Origin of the sequence: Desulfovibrio subterraneus, assembly GCF_013340285.1 — a bacterium.
In the GTDB taxonomy this organism is placed as follows: Bacteria; Desulfobacterota; Desulfovibrionia; order Desulfovibrionales; family Desulfovibrionaceae; genus Halodesulfovibrio; species Halodesulfovibrio subterraneus.
Map to the genome: position 1 here is coordinate 524,100 of NZ_BLVO01000016.1, position 16,963 is coordinate 541,062.

Genomic DNA, 16,963 nt, shown 5'->3' on the forward strand with positions numbered 1-16,963 from the left:
GAAATATCCTTACAAAACCACCTTCCCACCCTTACAAAGCTTTATACACATACCCTTCTAACCTGCTGTATCCATTGGGCGGAATAATCAACAAGACGGTGGCCTCCCCGGATAACTTATGGTATTTTAGGAATAAGTATCAATAAAATAGCGGATACAGCCTACTCGGGGGAGATACAAGTAACCCGTACCGGAAGAATGCACTCTGACCGGTCCGCTGAATCAACCAGCAGGAGACAAGCAATGGCTGAACATGGCGGATGCCCTGTTACGGGGCGCAACAGACACGTGGCTGGCAGCGGCACGACCAACCGCGATTGGTGGCCGAACCAGCTCAATCTCAACATTTTGCATCAGCATTCACACAAATCCAACCCCATGGGTGCGGACTTCGATTATGCGGAAGCATTTCGCAAGCTCGACCTTGAGGCCGTGAAAAAAGACCTCATGGAGCTCATGACTACCTCGCAGGACTGGTGGCCCGCAGACTACGGTCATTACGGACCGCTTTTCATCCGCATGGCGTGGCACAGCGCAGGCACCTACCGCACCGGCGACGGCAGGGGCGGTGCGGGTAGCGGCAGCCAGCGCCTTGCACCCCTGAACAGCTGGCCGGACAACGTGAACCTCGACAAGGCCCGCAGACTGCTCTGGCCCATCAAGCAGAAGTACGGCAAACACATTTCGTGGGCCGATCTTCTTGTTCTGGCAGGTGCCTGCGCCATAGAATCCATGGGCCTCAAGCCTTTCGGCTTTGCGGGCGGCCGTGTGGACGTATGGGAACCTGAACAGGACATCTATTGGGGATCGGAAGATACGTGGCTCGGCGATTCCCGTTACAAGGGCGACAGGGAGTTGGATAACCCCCTTGCCGCCGTGCAGATGGGGCTGATTTACGTGAACCCGGAAGGTCCCAACGGCAATCCCGATCCTGTGGCATCCGGCCGCGACGTGCGCGAAACCTTTGCGCGCATGGCCATGAACGATGAAGAAACCGTGGCCCTTGTGGCGGGCGGTCATACATTCGGCAAATGCCACGGCGCAGGCAGTGCCTCGCACGTGGGACCGGAACCGGAAGGCGCACCCATTGAGCAGCAGGGGCTGGGCTGGAAGAGCAGCTTCGGCAGCGGCAAGGGTGTTCATACCATATCCAGCGGTATCGAAGGCGCATGGAAGCCCAACCCCACCAAGTGGGACATGGGCTACCTCAAGGTGCTGTTCAAATATGAATGGGAACTGGTGAAGAGCGCCGCCGGTGCGCATCAGTGGCTCGCCAAGGACGTGGAACCCGAGGACATGATCGTGGATGCCCATGATCCGGTCAGAAAGAACCGGCCCATGATGACCACGGCAGACCTCTCGCTGCGATTCGACCCCGTGTACGAACCCATCGCACGCCGGTATCTGGAGAATCCCGAGGAATTTGCCGATGCCTTTGCGCGTGCATGGTTCAAGCTCACGCACCGCGACATGGGCCCCCGCTCCCGTTACCTCGGCAGTCTGGTGCCCAAGGAAGAGCTTATCTGGCAGGACCCCGTGCCCGCAGTGCAGCATCCTCTCATTGATGAAAACGATGCGGCCGACCTCAAGGCGCGCATCCTTGCTTCGGGCATTCCGGTTTCCCGTCTGGTCTACACCGCGTGGTCTGCCGCTTCCACCTTCCGTGGTTCGGACATGCGCGGCGGTGCCAATGGCGCACGCATAGCCCTTGCACCGCAGAAGGATTGGGCCGTGAACGAGCCGGAAGCCCTGCAGGGTGTGCTGAATACCCTTGAGGGCATACGCAGGCAGTTCAACGAAGCTCACACCGGCGGAAAGCAGGTGTCCCTTGCCGACCTCATCGTCCTTGGCGGCTGCGCTGCCGTGGAAAAGGCCGCAAAGGATGCCGGACATGCCGTGAAGGTACCCTTCCATCCCGGCAGGACGGATGCCCTGCAGGAACAGACGGATATGGAATCCTTCAGCGTGCTGGAACCCCTTGCGGACGGATTCCGTAACTACCGCAAGGCCAGATTCTCGGTTTCTGCCGAAGAACTGCTGGTGGACAGGGCGCAGCTGCTGACCCTGACCGCGCCGGAAATGACGGTGCTGCTCGGCGGCATGCGTGCGCTGGATGCCAATTTTGGCCAGTCGCGGCTTGGTGTGCTCACAGACCGCCCCGGTGTGCTGAGCAACGACTTCTTCGTCAATCTGCTCGACATGCGCACGGAATGGGCTCCCTCCGCAGGTGATGCGGATGTGTTCGAAGGGCGCGACCGCACAACCGGCAATCCTAGGTGGACCGCCACCCGCGTGGACCTCATCTTCGGTGCCAATTCGCAGTTGCGTGCCATTGCAGAAGTCTACGGCTGCGCCGATTCCGGCGGCAAGTTTGTGGATGATTTCGTGGCGGCATGGTTCAAGGTCATGCACCTTGACCGGTTCGATCTGAAGAAATAGCCGGTATCCCCGACCAGGAAAGTAAAAGGCCCTGCCCGCACCACGCGGGCAGGGCTTCCCCTTAATGATAAACCTTCGTCTTCAGCAAAACCATCTTCCCGTTAAGCCGGAACCGAGGTCAAAAACGGATTTGCACCGCTTCTACGAGGTGCGGGAACGTTAGGTTCCTGCCAGGCGGAGCCAAAACAATACCAAAAATGAGTTTGTCAGAAGGCAAAGCTATTTTGAATAATGCTTGCCTCCGGACCTTCAGCCGTTAGGTGAGCCGTGCACGGCTTACGGATAAAGAGAGCGTAGATGGGCAGGGGGATAGTCCCGTTTTGCTCTCATCATTCGTAAGCCTCGCAAGACTCGGCTAACGACTGAAGGCCTGCACCCGATGTAAGCGATACAATTTCGTTAGTTGGCTTCAGACTCAGCTTAATGAAGTCTGTATTTGTGTACTCAAGGTTTGCCATTATGCGGCCGGTTATGGCCTCACCCTTGAGCGCAGGGAAGGAAACCACGGTTTCTTCACCCTGTTTTACGGAGCCGATGAGGGGGGCAGGCACTTGAATTATCACCTTGAGGCCGGAATCGCCCATGAGGGTGAACAGGGCTTCGCCCGCCTTGACCTCCTGATACAGTTCCACGTTCCGTCTGGCGATAACGCCGGAGAAGGGGCCTTCAGCTCGGCCCGCTGCCGGCCATACTGCAGGCGCACCGGTCTGCGCCGGAAAAGGAATTTCATCATGGTCCTTCCATGAAATGTGTAAATCCCGTATTGAGCTGATTTTATACACATTGACAACGTTGCTGCAGGCGTATGGCTGCGCGGACAGGTTCGTTGACTGACGGTGCGTCAGTAAGGGTGGGTGTTTTATGCGTCAGATGAAGGATAGCCCGGGTGCAGGCATGCTTCTGCCGCTCGCAGGTGTGGCATTTTGTGTGAGGATGTAGTGCTGCTGCAATCCGTTTCAGTTTCGTTTTGTTTCATGGAGAGGCAATACATAGTATATTAATTGGTAATTTCGTTTCTGAGACAGCATTTTGCTTTTGTGCTTGCACAGATTTCAGGGAATGGCTAAGATGTGTTTGTTTATGTTTGGCAATCGATTCGGGAAGCTTTCCATATGCAGGGAAAGCTGCCCTTTTTTTCTGCGTTCATACTTTTTTTCACATCAGGATAACACCATGCGTTCGAGCGTTTCTTCTGTAAAAAACATTTCTTGCGAAGTGAAAAAGCTTCGCGGCTTTTTTGCAACCTGATAACGCCCCTACAGCTGCAGTTCACAACAAGAGGGCGTACCGGGTACGCCCTCTTTTTTTATTCAACGAAGACTGTTTTACACAATACAATGGAGGCTGACATGCAAGCATTTCCCGACATTATCATTACAAGCCAGGATGCTTCCAGACTGGAAACCCTGCTGGAGGCTCTGCCCTCTGACGTTTTTCCCGGACGCGATGCTCTGGAAGGCGAACTGTTCCGTGCAAGCGTTGTGGCACCTGAAGAAGTGCCGCCTTCGGTGGTGACCATGAACTCGACCGTGCGTTTTGCACTGCTGCCTTCCGGCATAGAGCGTCGTCTGAAGCTGGTGTACCCCGGCAATTCGGATTCCGGCGAAGAGACCGTTTCCATTCTTGCCCCTGTGGGCAGCGCCCTGCTGGGGCTTGCCGAAGGTGACGAGATTCACTGGCCCAACCCCAATGGCGGCACGCTGCGCCTTGTGGTGTACGAAGTGGAAGACCAGCCGGAACGTACCGGACGCTATCATCTGTAGCATCCCTTCAACAGCCGCAACCGGATTTGCCGGAACGGCAGAACTTCATTTCCCCACCGGTGAAAGGAGGATTTCATGGTGGACGTGATCGCCAAGGCGACAAACGAACTGTATCCGACAGACATACTGTTTCAGACACCCTACTGGGCGCAGGTCAAGTCGCGTCTGGGCATGGAGCCCATGGCGTTTGACATTCTTTCTTCGGAAACATGGGGCGACGTGCTGGTGCTGATACGCAACCACTGCGGCCACAAGCTGGCGCTCGTGCCGCAGGGACCGGAGCACGCCCCTGACGAGGAGTCTTACGGACAGTATCTGGAAGACCTTTCCGTTGCTCTGGCAGACCGGCTTGAGCCGGACGTGGCCTTTATCCGGTATGACCTGCCGTGGAAGTCGCTGTATGCGGACGAAATGCAGGAACAGGGCTGGAGAGCCTTTCCCGAGGCACGCATACGCGAAATGCGCATGAACATGGGGACCAGATTCTGGAATTTCAGAAAGGCTCCAACGGACATGACGGTGGCAAGCTCGCTTGTTGTGGATCTTGACGGGAGTGAGGATGACATTCTGGGAAGAATGAAACCCAAGACCCGCTACAATATCGGTCTGGCCCGCCGCAAGGGCGTATATGTGCAGGAAGCGGACAGCAGCAACCTTGTCGATTTTTATGGCCTGTATGAACAGACGGCCAGAAGAAACGGCTTTATCCCCTGCTGCATGGAGCAGTTCTCGGCCATGTTCCGATGCAACTTCGGCGCAAAGGATGAGGCTGATATCATCTTCCTGCTGGCGCGGCACGGACGCGATATCCTTTCCGGTGCCATAATAGGCATTTCGGGACAGTCCGCGAACTTCCTGTACGGAGCATCCGGCAACATCAAGCGGAACTACATGCCGTCCAGCCTCATGCACTGGGCAGGCATGTGCATGGCGCGGCAGCGCGGCTGCCTGACCTATGAAATGGGGGCTGTTTCGCCCACGCCTGATGATGAGCATCCTTTTAACGGGCTGCATCGTTTCAAGACCGGCTTCGGCGGCCGCATCGAGTTCCGGAGCGGTTCGTGGGATTACCCCCTGAACGAGGGGGCCTACCGCGCAATTCAGAACGCCGAGACGATGTATCGGGAACTCGGCGCATGAAGGGAACGGTGCGGCAGTGCCGCAGAGGGGTGAAGAAAGGGCGGTAACCGGTTGTCGGTTGCCGCTTTTTTCGTGGGGCGTATGGTCAAAAATCATGGTCCGGCCATTGCGAACTGGTATTCTCGCGGATAAAAACGTCGGAATATCCGATTACTGGAGGTAAACATGATTCTCTGTCGCCGTTTCATCCTTGTCATTCTGGTGCTGTGCTCGGTTGCCATGCTGTCTGCCCCTCACCATGTGCGCGCCGAAGGTTTTAAACAGGTGGTCACAAGCGTCACCACCGATGACGTGAACCGTGCTGCCATGGCCATTCAGTTCACCCGCTCGATCATGCAGGAAAAGAACTGCGCCGGAGTGTTGTTCTTCAATGTGTACGGGGTGAATCTGGTCAACGCGAAAATAGCTTCCCCGACCTATGACAGCGGAGAGAGCATTGCCGCCATGCTTGCCGACTTCATGAAGGCCGGGGGGCAGGTGTTCGCCTGCCCCATGTGCATGAAGCACGTGGGCAAGATGACCAATGCGGATCTTCTGCAGGGTGTTGCCGCCGTGAAGGGAGCCGGAGTGAAGGCGGTGAGCGCGTCGGATACTCTGGTTCTTTCCTACTGAGTCGGGCTGCCTTCTGATCGTCGGATGCATTTATCCGGTAATGGTTTGAATTTGCGAACCCATTTTAGCCGGACTACGTGGTCCGCCCTCAGACTGCTGACAAATTTATTTCTGGTATTTTTTGGCTCCGCCGGGCAGGAACCTAACGTTCCTGCACCTCGTATAAGCGATGCAAATCCGTTTTCGGACCTCGGTTCCGGCTTAACGGAAATACGGTTTTACTGAAAACGAAGGTTTGTCATTACCCTGCGGCCGGACCATATGGTCCGGCCTATTTCTTTGCCGTTATGCAGGCGGACAAATCAAAAAAATGGGGTGAGCAGGTACTTGCAAAGGAGAAAAGGTGGCGGTATAGAGCGTTTCCCAATTTGGAAAATCGGATGACGATAGCAGGAGAGAGCACCTTTATCCCCTCTAAGGTGCCGCCGAAGAAGTAAATCTTTCAGGCAAAAGGACTGCTGTTTGACGAACCTCTGGAGAGACTTCCCTCGTGGAAGCGCCGAAGGAGCAACCCCTGCCGCCAGGCCGGGCGAACCTCTCAGGCAAAAGGACAGAGTGAAAATTCCTGCCGCACCTCTTTTATTCGGGTACGACTCGCGTAATTTTCTGCCCTCCATTGTTCGCATCATCCACTTTTGATTGTTTAACCATTCATTGTGAAGGACATCAGAAATGGACTTGCTGCAACTTCTTGATCGTATTGATTCTTTTGTTTGGGGACCTCCGCTGCTTACGCTGCTTGTGGGAACGGGTGTGTATCTCACCCTGCGCCTTGGCGTGCTGCAGGTCGTAAGGCTGCCTCTGGCCCTCAAATACGTCTTTCGTCCGGAAAAGAATCCCAATCCTGCTGCGCAGGGTGACGTGTCTCCCTTTGCCGCGCTGTGCACGGCGCTTTCCGCCACCATCGGCACCGGTAACATCGTGGGGGTTGCCACGGCCATCAAGGCCGGTGGTCCCGGTGCTATGTTCTGGATGTGGGTTGCCGCCTTCTTCGGCATGGCAACCAAATATGCCGAATCGCTGCTGGCCGTGAAATACCGCACCGTGGACGCCAACGGGCAGATGTCCGGCGGCCCCATGTACTATCTTGAGCGTGGCCTGAACAACAAGTTCCTTGCCCGCATGTTTGCCGTGTTCGGCATCGGCGTGGCCTTTCTGGGCATAGGCACCTTCCCGCAGGTCAACGCCATCGTGGACGCCACTGCCGGTTCCTTCGGCGTACCGAAACTGGCCACTGCCGCCGTGCTGACGCTGCTCGTGGCTGCGGTTACGCTGGGCGGCATCAAGCGTATATCGGAAACCGCCAAGCTCGTGGTGCCGTTTGCGGCCGTGTTTTACATCCTGGCTTCTCTGCTGGTGCTGGTGCTTAATGCCAGCCAGATTCCTGCGACCGTGTCGCTGATTGTGGAATCCGCATTCTCTCCCGAAGCGGCTTTTGGCGGTACACTGGGCATCACCATGATGATGGCCATGCGCAACGGCGTTGCGCGCGGAGTGTTCTCCAACGAATCCGGTCTTGGCAGCGCACCCATTGCCGCAGCCGCGGCCCGCACCGATTCGTGTGTGCGTCAGGGGCTTATCGCCATGACGGGAACCTTCTTCGACACCATCGTCATCTGCTCCATGACAGGTCTTGTGCTGGTTATGACCGGCGTGTGGACCAATCCCGATCTGGCCGGTGCCGCCATGACCAACGAGGCCTTCAATCTGGGGCTCGGCACTCAGCTCGGGCAATATGCCGTGACCATCGGCCTGATCTTCTTTGCCTTCACCACCATTCTCGGCTGGAACTACTATGGTGAGCGCTGCACGGAATACCTTGTGGGCGTGAAGGGCATTCTGCCGTTCAAGAGCGTCTACATCCTGCTGGTGGCCGGTGGCGCTTTCATCAAGCTGGAAACCATCTGGCTGCTGGCCGATATCGTGAACGGCCTGATGGCCATTCCCAACCTCGTGGGCCTGCTTGGTCTTTCCGGTGTGGTTATTGCCGAGACCAAGGCCTATTTTGCCGAACTGCGGCAGGAGAATACATCCGAGCCGGTACTGGCTGCGGACTAGTTTTGGTGCGGCTGAAGCTGTGTGCGCAATGCCGTGGCCGGGAATGTCCGGCGACGTAGCCTGTGCAGTTTAAACGGTGTGATCCTGTGCAGGTGAGGGGCCGGCAGGAGTACGCAGCGTTTCAGTATGTAAAGGCGGTCAGATTGCACGATCTGACCGCCTTTTGCGTTGCAGGAACTTTCTTCACAGGAGCGGCTGTTTGAGCAGGAGTGGGCTGTCGAGGCTGTACGCGACTTTGTTGAACGTAACGCGAGGCGAGTTGTCACTCACGCTGAGAGCTCTCAATATGTCGACGCAAGTATTCTGGAGAGTGCTAAGATAAAACAGTTTCGCAGGTGGTTCGCGCAAGAGCTGTAAGGTTTCAGCGTGTTGTCTGCATGAGTTCGAAGTATACTGACAGGGTGTTTGCAGACATCTGCTTGCTGCTGAAGTGTTCAAGGGCCCTGCGGTGGGCATTGGCACACATGCTGGACCACAAGGCCTGGTTGTTTATCAATCCGGCTATGCACCGGGTGGCCGCCTTTTCGTCGTGAAGCGGGTAAAGGAAGCCAGTCTTGCCATCTTCAATAGCTTCTGCATTGCCAACAACGTTGGTTACAATACAGGGTACTCCCGCGGCCTGCGCTTCCAGCACTGCAAGGGGTAACCCTTCTCTGAGCGATGTGGAGATAAGGCAGCCCGCGTGATCAAAATATGGAATGACGGAAGGTTGCATTCCGACAAACTCGAATGCCTGAGATAATCCTGCCTGCTGCGCTTCCTGCTCCATTGCTGCGCGTTCTTCTCCATCACCTACCAGGACAAAGCGGCATTGCTTCAGGATGCCTGTATCATCCATTGCTTTGGCAAGTTGCAAGAGCCACTTGCTCCCTTTGACCGGGTCAAAGCGGCTTACATGGACGATTTTGAAAGGCATAGAAGGGACCCGCTCAGGAGTAACTTCTCCTACCTCTACTCCGTTAAGGATAGTCTTGAGTTTGTGTGGGCAAAAACGGAGCTTTGTGGCGAGCGTGGCTTCGCCAGCAGAAACGGTAATGCATGTTTTGCTTATTGCACACAACAGTCTTTCCAGATTTGTGTAGGCTATCCTCAAGAGTGGATTGACTGGGAGATGAATACCGTGAAACGTGTGAACGCTGCATGTTCCGGTAACAAAAGCCGCAAGGCGTGCGTATAAACCGGCACCCTTTCCATGTGAATGAATAATGTCTATCTGATTACGTTTTATGAAACGGACAAGCTCCCACCATGCTGACAGTGAGAACGAGCGCTGCGGAATAGTCAGGAGCCGCTCTTTGCCGACAAGTGCAGTAAATCTGTCACCGTAGGGTCTGCGGTCGGGGGCAGCGATAAAGGAACGGATGGTGTTTTCAGTATTGTGAACCAGCTGCCATATATGTTCAGGACCTCCCCCGATTTTTGAAGAGGCGGTAATGTGCAATACGTTGAGGGGGGAGGTTGTTGTCTGCGGCATTGTATGTAATGATTTATGGTTTTCTCATGTGCAAAATCAGTAAATCACTGTCATCTTTGCATGATGGACAACGACTTGATCTGGCTCAGAATTTAATTTTTCTGGATAGATATGGGATGGCGTTAACATCCATATCTCAGGTTATTCTTTGGCGTCAAGAATGGTAGAAAGATAAGATTGCACAGCCAGTAGCCCAATTCAGTCATATTGGTGATTGCTTCGCTGATCATTGTTCTTCATAGAGGCTGTGACCATGTGTTATTTTATCAAAAACATCATGCATGGCTTTCGCCTCCTCTTGGTGGTACAGGGCAGGTATGCGTAGCGCAGATCAGCACATATTCGCCATTGGTGACATTCCCAGAACCATATTCTGGCCAAGCTCAAGCAATACGGGGTGGAGTAAACAGGGGATTCGTCCGCGTGCTGTGGAATGTTGCGGCATAAAAGGACAATTGTGAAAAGATTGGTGTTTGCAGGCTGTTTTTATTCATTACTTTTGTCTGTTGTTGCGGCTGAGCAGTGGACTTGCTTGCAGACATTTTGTTCGCGAAGACTTGGCAACCAATGAACTCTGCCGTGCTGGCGAGGTGGTTGTTTTAACATGTCATATTTTCGAAGGATACCGTTTGCAGACGGCACTATCCAAGCCGGTGTTGTATGGTGCAGAGAGTCGACCATACGGTGTCTGTCTTGAAAAGGACCGGCTCAATGGGGCACTTGAACAGAAGTGGCGAGGCCTGCTCGCCGGAGTGTAGTATTTGATCGGAAGAGCGACTAATGTGCTGCTTTTTATTGTGTAACTATGCTGAATCAAATCATATCTATGGTTTTTGAGTCCCTTCCCCTGTTCGGAGACGGGGAGGCCGCGCGCCGGATTGTCGATGTGCTCATAGCCGAGAATCTCGTCTAACACTGGGTATTCTGCTGAATACGGCATATTGCAATCGGGCTCTTCCGAAAGGAAGAGCCCGATTTTTGTCATGTGGCTTTAGTCATGTGAGAGGCGGTGAGGGAGTAGTACCGTTCCGTGCGGCGTGCAGAAGCCTTGCAGTGGTGCTTGTCCAGCTGGCTTATCTAGCAGGCTTTCCTGTGTGCTTCTCCGGCTGGTGTTGCGGGTACCTTTTCTGGCACTTATCCTTCTTTGCCGTACTAGCGGGTCAAGAAGATATGCAAGCAGCAGCTTAGGCTTTTTGCCCGGTCAGCTGTGTGAGTGAGAAGTACTTGCCGCCCTCGGCTTCCATCATGGGAATATCACGTTGAGCATAGGGATTGGGGCTTTGCAGCCATTCGCTCCATGCTTGCCGTTCGCAATCCATAGCCCGGCAATGCTGCAGGCACAGGTTTGGTTCCCTGCTCCACAGTGCCCGCCACCATGAAGGCGGGTAGAAGTTCATGTCCGGTTGCCAGTACGGCTGCATTTCCTCCGGGATGCTGTCCTGCGGAAACGTATCCTGCACGCCGCAGACGGCAATGCCTATATGGCCGTTCTTTTTCACAAACTGCAGCAGATACGGTAGCATGTCTTCATTGCAGCCAAAGTAGTGGTACGCGTCAATCGAGATGACGGCGTCAAAGTAGCCTTGCGCGAATGGAAGTCCTTTGGTCACATCGACGGAAAGCGGAATTATCTTGTCCGACAGCCCCTGCGAGCTAAAGCGCAGATGGTTGTCAGTGGGGGATACCCACAGGTCGGCTGCATAGACGGTAACGCCATATTTCTCTGCCAGCAGGATGGAAGATATGCCCATGCCACACCCCAGATCGAGCACCCGCATGCCCTTGGTCAGGGGAATGAAGGTGGTCAGTTCTTCGGTGATGCGCATGGCATTGGGGCCCATCATGGTGTCGAGCAGGAATTGTTTGTCATAGTTGTCTGTAAAAGGGGTATGCATATGTTCCTCCGGTTGTTTTGCTTTTCATAGCGTGCAATCCGGCTCATGGCATTCTCCATTTCGACTTGAAAAGAAAAAGCGCCCCGGAGTATCCGGGGCGCTTCAGCGTCAGCCGTTGTTCATGGCAGAGAGTATCTTGTACACAGCCTTGACGGACAGGAAATAGTCGTCCGCCAATGTGGTGACAGGGCAGCCTGCCCTGCGCCGTGCTGCGATCTCGTGGTTGCGTTCGGTAAGACGCTGCCTGCTTTGCGTGCTTTCTCCCCACAGTTTTCTGTGTTCTTCCTTGCGGGGAATATACAGGCATTCACCGTCGATATACTGCTGTATGGCGATCAGCAAATGCTGCGGTAGCACCGAGTTTGCATTTCTGTAGCCCATTATGCTCCTCCTAATGATGTATCAGGATCGAGCAAGGGCTATTGCCGCAACGAGTTACGTGGTTATGCAATAGCCCTTGCTATGCATAACGCACAGTATCCGGAGAATTGAACATCCACTGTCCTTGTTGAGGTTGAAGTATTATTGCTCTGCGGTACATGCTGTGCCGCATGATGTCAACGCGTGCTTGTATGGATGAGAGGGCCTGCACTTAGTTTGTGCGGGACTAAAAGGCCCCGTGTCCTGTCAGTACCACAGGGATTGTCTTGGCCAGTATGTAGATGTCGAACCAGATGGACCAGTTGCGTACGTAGTAGGAGTCAAGGTCGATGCGCTCGTCATACGATGTCAGGTTGCGGCCGGAGATCTGCCACAGGCCCGTTATGCCGGGACGAATGCGGGAATACAAGGTAAACGAGTCCTTGTAGCGGGTTTTTTCATCTTCAACGATGGGGCGTGGACCCACAAGGCTCAGATCGCCGCATACCACGTTCCAGAGCTGCGGCAGCTCATCAAGGCTGGTTTTACGAAGAAACTTACCCGCTCTGGTTACCCTGGGATCGTTGCGGAGCTTCTGCGTTTCTTCCCATTCCCTGCGGCTGTCTTCGTCCTCTGCGAGCAGGCGTTCCAATATTTCCTTGCTGTTGTGGGCCATGGTGCGGAACTTCCAGACCTTGATGGGGCGCCCGTCTCTGCCTATGCGGGTGTGACCGAAGAAGATCGGTCCCTTGCTGTCGAGCTTGATCCATATGGCCATAACAAGAAAGAAGGGAGACAGGGCAAGAACACCGAAAAGGGCGGCGCAAAAATCCAAAGATCGTTTTATGAGCAGCCGGTTGCCGTCCAGAAGGTTCTGGCGCATCTCAAGACCCACCAGGCCGCCGATATCTCTGGCGGTTGCCCAGCGTTTGCTCAGGGCATCTGCATTAGGCAGCATGATGATGCGGGGGAAATGTCTGTCCAGACGGGCGATAAGGTCCTTGTTGGCACTTTGGTCCGGTTCTTCAGGAACAATGGCATAGCTGCCGGGATAGGCTGCCGCAATGGCTTCTACTTCAGCCATGCTGCCGAGCACGGGCAGAGATTCGAAGGTCTCTCCCTTTGCGATGGAGTTGGAGACAATGCCTACGACCTTGAGGCCGATGCGCGGGCGTAAGCGGGTGTTGCGCGCCATGATGCTGGATGCTGCTCCGGTGCCAAATATGATGGCCGGAACTCCCCACTTGTCGCGGAGTACAAGTTTACCGCGCATTCGCGCGCGTACTGCTGGGATGAGCATCATGGAAAGCAGCCATGAGAAGAAGAAAACCAGACGGGAGTATGTTTCGGCTCCGCGTGAGAAAAAGGTGAAGGTACCGAGGAGCAGAAAACAGGCCGTGACAGTAATACAGAATTTTTTGAGTTCTTCGTGTGGCGGCATCAGGGTACCGGGATACAGGTCTGCCACTGCGAAGACCATAGGGAAAAGAGCCATAATCGGAAGCAGTGCCGCATATGTGGCCAGCGAAAATTCTCCGCCGAAGACAAAGCGTAACAGCGTGACTGTGGTAATTACGGCAAAAAGGGTAGTCACATCAACCAAGGCCATACGAAGGCCCATATTCCTGCGGGTTCTTCTGGCGTCTTCAACTATTCCGTTCATAGAGGACTCGTGTTTCAAATGGAGTATGAGTTGGCAAAGGAAGCTGATGCCGCAATTCTATGTATTCTGAGGCAATACAGTATATTTGCCTGCCAGTGTGCGTGGAATTAGGCTGTGCTGTCAATCTGCTCATGAGCTGAGGCGGCAAGGCAGGCTGCAATTGATGCCCCCAGTAGAGCCATGCCCATAGCAAGCCACCATGTGCGGTAGAAATTGTGGCCGAAAACCGCTGTTCCCAGGTAGCAGGAATAGCCGCCCCATATGAAGGCTGCATAATGCCATTCCCGTGCGGAGCGGCAATACATCAGCCCTTTGATGATGCGCAAGGCACACCAGCCCCAGTAGCCGAGGAGAAAGCTGCAGGCAATTGCAAAGCCTGTAATGCCGCCGTCCGCTAGCAACTGAATGAAAGCCCCGTGGGGGTGGGGAATTTTGTTGCTGTTTCGTACCAGTTCAATGCCCATCTCTAAATATGCCGGCTTGAAGGTGCTGGCTCCTGCTCCCCATATGGGATTCTGTTTGAAAATCTCAATGGCGGTGCCCCAAAGCTCCCATCGGGCATCCTGCATGGCTGTTTCCAGTGATATGCGGCTGGGGCCAAATATGATGGCAAGAACAACCAGAATGATGCCAATCGGAAGAATGTACCATTTGCGATATTGGCGAATGGTCACGATAAGTACGGCTCCCGCAGCAAGGCCCAGTATTCCGGTTCGGGCCTGCGCACCAACGAGCAGAAACAGTGGAGGAATGAGACCAAGAGCAATAAGCCCCAATCTCCTGAACGCAGACCAGTGAGAGGGCATTGCATAATATGCAAGGCACGCCGGCAGGATGGTTATGGCAATATAGTTCCCTACCCGATAGGAGCCGAAGGATCCGGTAAGTCTGCCCGTCATGAGCGGGTCACCGGTTATGAGGTCAAAGCCGGTAACATATTGCCAGATTCCCGCGAGTCCTTCGCCGAAGGCTGCACCGAAGAAGGCGAGTCCCAGAAGCAGCATGTCCTTGCGACTTCTGATGACCTCAAGCCCTGCAAAGAGCATGGGCCAGCTTTCGTTCAGCGTGGGACGCAGGTAGGAAAAACTGTGTGCCGGCCACCCGGAAAGGGCCGTGTTCAGAAATATGAATAGGAAGAACAGGCCGAAAAGCCATTTACCCGGAACCTTTTTAAGGTTCGAACCGGCATAGTCGTTCAGGTAGTAGAAGGGGAGCAGGATAAGGCAGATGGTTCCCCCTGCAACCTGAAAGGCCTTGCCGAAGGGATACAGCAGCCAGCAGGCAAGAAAGACGTAGCGCATGAGCGCCAGAATGAAGGCCCCTCTCTGTTGAGGGGTATATCGCGTATAGTAAGTTTTGAGTGTGCTTATCATGCCTGTGGTTGTTGGAGTTGGTTGCCGAATGGTTTCGGGCTGTTTCGGTGGACAGAAGCCCCCCCGTTATGGGGTGGCTACAGTACCGACCGTATATGCGTGTCCATTTCTGTGATGAACCGCTGTCTGGAAAAACGTTGTGTGTGCGCAGCAATTTCCTGCGCGGTCCAACGCACCCCTTTTGCCTCGAACAGTCTGATGGCCTCTTCAAGGCTCTGGCTTGTCTGTTCGGCAAAGTAGATGGCCGTCTTGTCCGGCACTGTTGAATCCAGAATGCCGCCGTTGCCGTAGGCAATGACAGGCGCACCGGAAGCCATGGCCTCGACCGGCAGTATGCCGAAGTCTTCCATTCCCGGAAAAAGCAGGGCTTTGCAGCGGGCAAGGTGATCCTTGAGAACGGAGAAGGGCTGTCTTCCCATGACCTGCACTGTCGGGCCTGCCATGCTGCGAATGCTCTCTACCATGGGGCCGCCGCCGATGACCACCAGCTTTTTGCCCAGCGCGTTGCACGCGGCAACGGCAAGTTCCGGCTTTTTGTAGGGGACCAATTCACCCGCAAGAAGGTAAAAATCGTCGCGGGACCGGGTCGGATCGAAATCGTTCACATCCACGGGAGGGTGTATGACAGTTGATTCGCGGCGGTAGCAAAGCTCAATGCGGCGCTGGATGCAGGACGAATTGGCCACGAAGGAGTCAACCCTGTTGGCCGTGCTTGCATCCCACATGCGCAGGTAATGCAGCAGCGGCGCGGCCAGCACTTTCTTCACAATGGAAGCGTTGGCAAAATATTCGGGCTGCATGTCCCATACATAGCGCATGGGGGAGTGACAGTAGCAGACGTGTCGGGAGTTGGGTGAAACGAGCACGCCCTTGGCGGGGCCGGATTCGCTGGAGAGTATGAGTTTGTAGTCCCGCAGGTCGAGCTGCTCCAGCGCAAGGGGCATGAGCGGCAGGTACCACTGATACTTCGTTTTGGCGAAGGGCAGCCTGTTCACGAAGGTGGTGTGGACATTGTGGCGTTGTATGATGGGCGAATCGAGCTGTTCCGGATCGTAGACATGGGTGAATATGTCCGCTTGCGGAAAGAGTTCGCAAAGCGCTTCAAGCACCCGTTCTCCGCCTCTGCGGTTGCACAGCCAGTAGTGGACGATTGCTGTTTTCATAAGCCGGTCATGCTCTCGGTTCGCACGTTCAAAGCTCTCTATACTGTTGTGTTTGCAGGGTGCAGGTGCAAAATGCGGATGTATGCCTGCATCAGCCATTCCGGAATTGCGGGCTCAACCGTGCGTTCTGCCTGCGGCCCGGGGATGGCGAAAGTGTGGCAATCAGCAGCTGGTGGTATGTGGATACCCTGAAATAATTCATGATTTCAGCCGTTCGCAAGCAAGTTGCAGGGCAGAAATCGTCACGAGACATAGCAGGGAACAGGGCATCTGTAAACCGGACGGTGGTATGCCGGTTCCTGCTATCCGAGGCTGCGTATGTAGTCGTACCGGAAGCAGCTTGTCAGGTGGTCGTTGACGAGGCCTGTCGCCTGCAGGTGCGCATACATGGTGGTTGTTCCCACGAACTTGAAGCCGCGTTTCTTCAGATCTTTGGCAATGGTATCCGACAGCGGGGTGGAGGCGGGCACCTGCTCCAGACGCTGCCATTCATTCTGCACCGACCGGCCGTCCACGAATCCCCAGAAGTAGTCGGTGAAGGAGCCAAAGGCGGCCTGAACTTCCTGAAACCGCAGTGCATTGTTGATGGTTGCGGCGATTTTGAGGCGATTACGGATAATGCGCGTATCCTGCATCAGCCGTTCCGCATCGGCCTCGGTGAGCTTGCCCACGGCGACAGGGTCAAAGTGCAGGAAGGCCTCACGGTACCCTTCGCGGCGCTGCAGAATGGTGTGCCAGCTCAGCCCTGCCTGTGCCCCTTCCAGAATGAGGAACTCGAAATGGGTATTGTCGTCACGTACGGGAACGCCCCACTCCTCGTCATGGTATCGAGTTTCCAGCGGGCTGGCTTCGGCCCACGGGCACCTGTTCTGATCGGGCATGTCTTCTCTCCTCGAGCGTCTCGGTTTGTCGGATTTCGGGAGTATGCTGCAAAATTTCCGGTAAGGGAAGCGTTGCACGGCGTATTCCCTGCTCAATCTGCCACACAAAAGAAGCGGGGCGCGCTCTTGCAGCGCGCCCCGT

At 54.9% G+C, this 16,963-nt stretch carries 13 protein-coding genes and 2 riboswitches; of the genes, 5 read left to right on the forward strand and 8 right to left on the reverse strand.

Features of this window, described 5'->3' with window-relative positions; translation table 11 throughout:
* Positions 1-243: 243 nt before the first annotated feature.
* Positions 244-2,439 (forward strand): catalase/peroxidase HPI, encoded by a 2,196-nt coding sequence (gene katG, locus HUV30_RS16585; protein WP_174406616.1) that lies wholly within the window; start codon positions 244-246, stop codon positions 2,437-2,439.
* A 329-nt stretch (positions 2,440-2,768) separates the two neighbouring features.
* On the opposite strand, the gene HUV30_RS16590 is transcribed toward katG, so the two are convergent.
* Positions 2,769-3,071 (reverse strand): HlyD family efflux transporter periplasmic adaptor subunit, encoded by a 303-nt coding sequence (locus HUV30_RS16590; RefSeq protein WP_174406617.1) that lies wholly within the window; start codon positions 3,069-3,071, stop codon positions 2,769-2,771.
* Positions 3,072-3,788: 717 nt separating this feature from the next.
* Here HUV30_RS16590 and rnk point away from each other — a divergent pair.
* From rnk to HUV30_RS16610, 4 genes are all read left to right on the forward strand, one after another.
* Positions 3,789-4,202 (forward strand): nucleoside diphosphate kinase regulator, encoded by a 414-nt coding sequence (gene rnk, locus HUV30_RS16595; protein WP_174406618.1) that lies wholly within the window; start codon positions 3,789-3,791, stop codon positions 4,200-4,202.
* A 75-nt stretch (positions 4,203-4,277) separates the two neighbouring features.
* On the forward strand, positions 4,278-5,342 hold the full coding sequence (locus HUV30_RS16600) for a lipid II:glycine glycyltransferase FemX (RefSeq protein ID WP_174406619.1): 1,065 nt from the start codon (positions 4,278-4,280) through the stop codon (positions 5,340-5,342).
* A 165-nt stretch (positions 5,343-5,507) separates the two neighbouring features.
* A complete protein-coding gene (locus HUV30_RS16605; RefSeq protein ID WP_174406620.1) occupies positions 5,508-5,954 on the forward strand; it encodes a DsrE family protein in 447 nt (148 codons plus the stop codon).
* A 380-nt stretch (positions 5,955-6,334) separates the two neighbouring features.
* Positions 6,335-6,422: riboswitch (glycine riboswitch) on the forward strand.
* Between the two features lie 3 nt (positions 6,423-6,425).
* Positions 6,426-6,510: riboswitch (glycine riboswitch) on the forward strand.
* Between the two features lie 116 nt (positions 6,511-6,626).
* Positions 6,627-8,012 (forward strand): alanine/glycine:cation symporter family protein, encoded by a 1,386-nt coding sequence (locus HUV30_RS16610; protein WP_174406621.1) that lies wholly within the window; start codon positions 6,627-6,629, stop codon positions 8,010-8,012.
* A 361-nt stretch (positions 8,013-8,373) separates the two neighbouring features.
* On the opposite strand, the gene HUV30_RS16615 is transcribed toward HUV30_RS16610, so the two are convergent.
* The 7 genes from HUV30_RS16615 to HUV30_RS16645 form a co-directional block, all read right to left on the reverse strand.
* The gene (locus tag HUV30_RS16615) at positions 8,374-9,486 is read right to left on the reverse strand and encodes a glycosyltransferase (protein ID WP_174406622.1); all 1,113 of its coding nucleotides are present in this window, start codon (positions 9,484-9,486) and stop codon (positions 8,374-8,376) included.
* Positions 9,487-10,670: 1,184 nt separating this feature from the next.
* Positions 10,671-11,381 carry an SAM-dependent methyltransferase gene (locus HUV30_RS16620; RefSeq protein WP_174406623.1) on the reverse strand — a complete coding sequence of 237 codons (711 nt, stop codon included), beginning with the start codon at positions 11,379-11,381 and terminating at the stop codon, positions 10,671-10,673.
* 108 nt (positions 11,382-11,489) lie between these two features.
* Positions 11,490-11,762, reverse strand: a complete 273-nt coding sequence (locus tag HUV30_RS16625) for a CD3324 family protein (protein WP_174406624.1) — start codon at positions 11,760-11,762, stop codon at positions 11,490-11,492.
* A gap of 226 nt (positions 11,763-11,988) precedes the next feature.
* The gene (wbaP, locus tag HUV30_RS16630; RefSeq protein ID WP_174406625.1) at positions 11,989-13,404 is read right to left on the reverse strand and encodes an undecaprenyl-phosphate galactose phosphotransferase WbaP; all 1,416 of its coding nucleotides are present in this window, start codon (positions 13,402-13,404) and stop codon (positions 11,989-11,991) included.
* Positions 13,405-13,511: 107 nt separating this feature from the next.
* On the reverse strand, positions 13,512-14,777 hold the full coding sequence (locus HUV30_RS16635) for an O-antigen ligase family protein (protein ID WP_174406626.1): 1,266 nt from the start codon (positions 14,775-14,777) through the stop codon (positions 13,512-13,514).
* Positions 14,778-14,854: 77 nt separating this feature from the next.
* Positions 14,855-15,940 carry a glycosyltransferase gene (locus HUV30_RS16640; protein ID WP_174406627.1) on the reverse strand — a complete coding sequence of 362 codons (1,086 nt, stop codon included), beginning with the start codon at positions 15,938-15,940 and terminating at the stop codon, positions 14,855-14,857.
* Between the two features lie 302 nt (positions 15,941-16,242).
* A complete protein-coding gene (locus HUV30_RS16645) occupies positions 16,243-16,821 on the reverse strand; it encodes a DNA-3-methyladenine glycosylase I (RefSeq protein ID WP_174406628.1) in 579 nt (192 codons plus the stop codon).
* Positions 16,822-16,963 lie beyond the last annotated feature (142 nt).